This window comes from Microbacterium sp. P5_E9, assembly GCF_054049175.1.
This window is the reverse complement of sequence record NZ_JBFUMV010000030.1, coordinates 1-5,100: the sequence shown is the minus strand read 5'-3', so window position 1 is coordinate 5,100 and position 5,100 is coordinate 1. Positions and strand designations below refer to the sequence as shown.

At 60.0% G+C, this 5,100-nt stretch carries 2 protein-coding genes; one reads left to right on the top strand and one right to left on the bottom strand.

The features are described from left to right. Window positions 1-55 precede the first annotated feature (55 nt). Window positions 56-3,454, top strand: a complete 3,399-nt coding sequence (locus ACXJ3V_RS19995) for a helicase-related protein (RefSeq protein ID WP_457102107.1) — start codon at window positions 56-58, stop codon at window positions 3,452-3,454. A 3-nt stretch (window positions 3,455-3,457) separates the two neighbouring features. On the opposite strand, the gene ACXJ3V_RS19990 is transcribed toward ACXJ3V_RS19995, so the two are convergent. Then, the coding region (locus tag ACXJ3V_RS19990) for an Hsp70 family protein (protein ID WP_457102106.1) at window positions 3,458-5,100 on the bottom strand (1,643 nt) is incomplete at its 5' end.

Genomic DNA, 5,100 nt, shown 5'->3' with positions numbered 1-5,100 from the left:
GTGGGAACCTTCCTGCTATCGTGCGACCAAAGACGACCACGACGCGGGGTGCTGAATGCTCGACGATGACCATGATCTCGCCTATTGGCCGCCCGATGTCCCCGCTTCTCTGCCAAGCAACGGTGAAGTTGCACGCGTTTTGATGGTGGGGCCAACGAGCGAAGAGGCGGTCGCATACGTTGAGGCGCTCCGAGGATCCGAGACCCGGGCAACGACCGTGCCATCAGCCGCCCGCAAGTTGCACAACGGGACTTACGCGGTTATTGATGACAGCATCGGGACGGTCCTGCTCGTTGTGAGGGGTGCGCAGAGCGAGACGACGAGCGGCCGTGGTCGAAGTGGATATGACCACACTCATCTCGCGGCCGCATACGACATCTATGAGGATCACTGGCACGTTTCGGGTCAATTCTTTGGAGCGTCTGCGCTCCACGTGGACGACGTCGTCGAAGTCCTCGGTCGCCATCAGATAGGACGCGTCGTCGCTGTTCGCCGCGGCGCTTCGAGCTACACAATCACTGTTGACATTGAGGGTGATCTCCAGGGGTACTCAGACACCGACCTGCATCAGCTCGACGGTGACCCTCGCTCGCCCGAGTTCTGGTTGAGCCAACCGCCCGCATCCGCCCATCTCATCGCTCGAACGCTCTCCTGGATCAAACTGAATCACCCACTCACTGACTTCCTCTATTCCTTCGCGGCGACCCGCACCGTTTTCAAGGCGTACCAGTTCCTACCAGCGCTCAAGATCCTCGCGGGCTCGACTGGGCGCATTCTCATCGCCGATGAGGTGGGGCTTGGCAAGACCATCGAGGCGGGGCTCATCTGGATCGAGCTGGAACAGCGCTCTCCGATCAGGCGAGGGCTGATCGTGGTACCCAAGTCGCTGACGGTGAAGTGGCAGCGGGAGATGCGGGATCGCTTCATGCGCCCGCTGAAGATTCTCGGAAAGCCCGAGTTGTCTGAGTTTGTCCATGAGCTGAGGCAGGGGAGAGATCCAGACCTTGTAGGCATCGTCTCCCTCGAGTCATTGCGTATGTACCGTGAAATTCTCGAGGAGCTCGTCACGCTCCGTCCGCGGTTCGACGTCGCGATCGTCGACGAAGCGCACAGCCTTCGAAACCGCGGGACACGCAACGCCGTCGTTGGCGACATTCTCTCCGACCAAGCCGATCACCTCATGCTCTTGTCAGCGACACCGCTCAACCTCGGCTCATCAGATCTGTTCAACCTGATGCACTTGCTCGATGCCGACGCCTTCCCAGACCCGGAGGTGTTCGAAGCGCAGCTCGAGCCGAATCGCAACCTCAACCGGATTGCACGAGAGATCTCGAATCCGGCGACCCGGTCCAAGAGCGGAGCGCTGGCGCTTCTCAACGAGATCCGAGTGATGACGCATGGCGACAATTTGGCTCGACGGTCTGAGTTCGGTCGACTTGAGCAGATCTTCATCGACGATTCAGAGTTCGACGCGGAGCAGATCACCTCGGTAAAGCGACTGGTTGGTGACCTTAATACCCTCAGCGCTGTACTGAACCGGACGCGCAAGGTTGACGTCCAGGAGCAGAAGGCCCTTCGGGTCGTTGAGAACGTCGAGGTCGAATGGAGCGGGATGGAGCGCGACCTCTATGAAGAGATCGAAAGGTTCTACCTCGACCGAGCGAGACGTTCGCGTCTGCCGCTCGGCTTCCTCATGCAGATGCCACTGCGGCAGGCGACGAGCTGCTTGCCGGTGGCGCGGGATCGAATGCTGCAGAAATCAGGCTGGTTGGGCGAGGACGAAAGGGACTCGGAATACTGGGACGTCGAAACCGGCGATTTCGAAGGAACTCTGCAGGATTCGTCGGCAGAGCGCTTGCAACCGCCTTCGTGGGACGGGAACGTCGTTCCCATCAATCGTGACTCGAAGCTCGAAGCGCTCCGCGCTCGACTTCGGCAGCTAAGAGAATCCGACAAGACTCGCGCTGCTGGCGTAATGCCGCAGGTCCTGATCTTCTCCTACTTCCGCGGGACGGTCGAGTACCTGATGGAGCAACTGGGCCGCGAGTTTCGGACGGACTTCCTCCACGGCGGGGTGAAGATGACGGATCGCGAGACCGTGATGGAGCGATTTCGAAGGGGATCATTCGACATCCTGATCGCCAACCAAGTTGGGTCCGAGGGCCTTGACTTTCAGTTCTGCAACATCCTCGTCAACTACGACCTACCGTGGAACCCAATGCAGATTGAGCAGCGCATCGGTCGACTGGATCGCATTGGCCAGGAAAGCGAAAAGATCTTCATCTTCAACATGTCGATCCCGGGCACGGTCGAGACAGACATCATCGGCCGCCTGTACACGCGAATCAACGCATTTGAACAGTCGATCGGGGATCTGGAACCGATCATGCGACAGACCATGCAGGAGATTGAACGTAGGGTATTGGATCCCAGCCTCACGTCTGAGCAGCGGGACCGCGAGATCGAACGACAGTCTCACGTTATCGAACGCAACCGCTCGGACGTGAAGAAGCTCGAAGAGAGCAGCGGACTCCTCACATCGATCGGCTCGGTCGAGATTGACGGGCTGACGGAGAACGGTCCCGCCTCAGGTCGCTACATCGGGGCAAGCGAAGTACGAGTTCTCACGGAGTTTGTTGTAGCGAAGTACGGCGGGCGAGTCACTCGGGAGAAGGAGGGCATGGTCGAGATCACAGGAACGGCTGGTCTGGCCGTTGCAATGAATCGCATAGTCGGCAACGCGACTGCCGGCTCTGCGCTCGGCGCCGACCTGTTCCGGCGTCTACGTGATGCCGAGCCGATTCGCGCTTCCTACCGACCTGTGGACGCTCTAGATGTCGACTTGATCAGTGCACGGCATCCGCTCATTCGACTCGCGGTAAGCGAGATGGCCGGAGATCCGCTCTCGCGCCCGCAATACGGCCGCATCGCGATCGGTGCGGGAATCAAGCAGTGCCTTGCCGTCGTCACACTCATTGAAGGCACTGGGCTCACGCAGAGCAGAGAGCTCTGGGTCACTGCGCTGGACCTCGCAACGGGCGAGCGTGATGAGTCCGTAGAAGAGCTCGTCCTCGTCGGCCTCGCGGAAGGAACTCTGGCCGATCCGTCTGGGATCGATCCATCGCCGCGCTTGCGCGCGCATATGACGGAGCTCTCGCGGATCGAGGACGCGCGAGTCGCGCGGCTTCGGATGCTTCGGTCCTCCGACAACGAAGCACTCGTCGACGCACGGATCAGCTCCCAGGAACACACACTCAGGATCAAGATTCGAAACGAGGAGCGTATCCTCCTCGAGCTGAATCAACGAGGAAGCGACTATCGCATCATTCGTCTTCACGATGGACGTCTGAGCGGGCTCCAAGCGGAGTTGGCGCGTGTGCGCTTGGATCTCGAACCCAAGCGACAGCTGGTCCTATCGAGCAGCCGTGTGGCCGTGCTTGACGTTCTCGCTTAGCGGTCAGTCGCCCGAGTAGTCGTAGAACCAGTCTTTCGCCTCAGCGACTTCACGGGTGCGCGTGATGTGTACCGCCTCATTGCCGCGTCCTTTGATCACTGGCCAACGGGCAATATACCARTCCGATGTGCGGCCAAAAGAGTCTCGTATAAAGACCCGGCCGTTCGGTTCGATCATCACGAGGGAGTCTTTTCCGTGGCCGAAGTCGAAGGGAATTMCGTCAACGCTGACGCCGTCAAGCGTGAGCGGGATGGRTTCGCCCGATACCGAGCGTGCGCGGATGAGTCCGCTGCCGCGCGTTGGCGGTATTTCGGCGGCCGAGAACTTCTTGACGTACTTCACACTTCCGGTCGTCCAGACCTGGTGTGCGGTATAGAACGGGGTGTACGCCCGATAGACAGAACACTCGTGGCTTCCTTGGTCGTCTTCCCATTCGAGGACGAAGTCGAATCCGGGCCGATGGAGGTTGAGACTCTCGTAAGCCTCGTCCGCGCCGAGTCCGTTCACGATGAGCTCATCCGGGTTTGCGTCGCGGTAGATCTTCTCGTGGCCGAACACCTCGCCGAGATAGTCTCCGATCGCCGGCACCCGGGACATGCCGCCGGCGAGAAGTACGTAATCGATCCCGCCTGCTAGGTCCTCGCCAGAAAGTGCACGAGCCTGCTCAGGGGTGAGAGTAGCGGAGTCGRTAGAACCCGCCACCTGGCTCATCAGGGCTCCGCGTGCGACCTCCCAGACGCGCTCCATCGACTGCTGCACGAGGGGATGAACGGCGTCGTTGACGTCTTCACGTTGCAGGAGCACTGCCGGAATGTCGAAGCGAGGGTGCGGCACAACGACCGTCGTCTCCTCCAATGTCGACAATTCAACCTTTGCCTCGCGAGCGGCGCGCAGCAGCCAACCGGTCAGCTCTGACCCGTACCCGGGTGCGTCCGCGTCGAAGCCCGCTTCCAAGAGGCGATGTTTGAGAGTCTCGACGAGCTGTCGATCTACGCGATCGCCCGCGATCTCGTTGCCGTTGGCCGACTGGACCGCAATATCTGCGCGTCGGCCGCTGCTTCCACCGCTGGCTTTCACGCGCAGAATTGCAATGTCGAGCGTGCCGCCACCCATGTCATACACCAGGACTTTGCCGTTGAGTGCTACCCCACGAGCAAGCTGTGAATTGATCCAGGCGACACCAGCTGCAATCGGCTCGTCGACCAGGGTTGCATCTTTGACGGGCACGCCGGCTTCGTTTGCAAGCTTGACGAGGCGTCTGCGCTGCGCGCCTGTCCACATGGCGGGGCATCCGAGTCGAACGATCGTTTCTTCGTCGGAGAACGAGACTGCGTTGTATGCCGCTCGCTGAACGATTTCGTTGAGGATGTCGCGGATTACATCGTCAGCTTTGACAATCGTTGTGCGAGTGCCGTCTGAGACCGTGATGAGCTCGCGGTCTTCGGTGATTGAGCGCTTGATGCTTCGGATAACAGAAGGTTCGTCGAAGTCAGATGCTTCGTCCCCGATCGCCCAGATTGTGCCGTTCAGGCCAGCGATAGACGGAATCCACCTGTTCCTCTGGCCGATTGGCAAGGTTCGAGCACCCCGTACGGACGACACCGCCAAGAGCGACGTCGATGTTCCGAAGTCGACCCCAATAATGT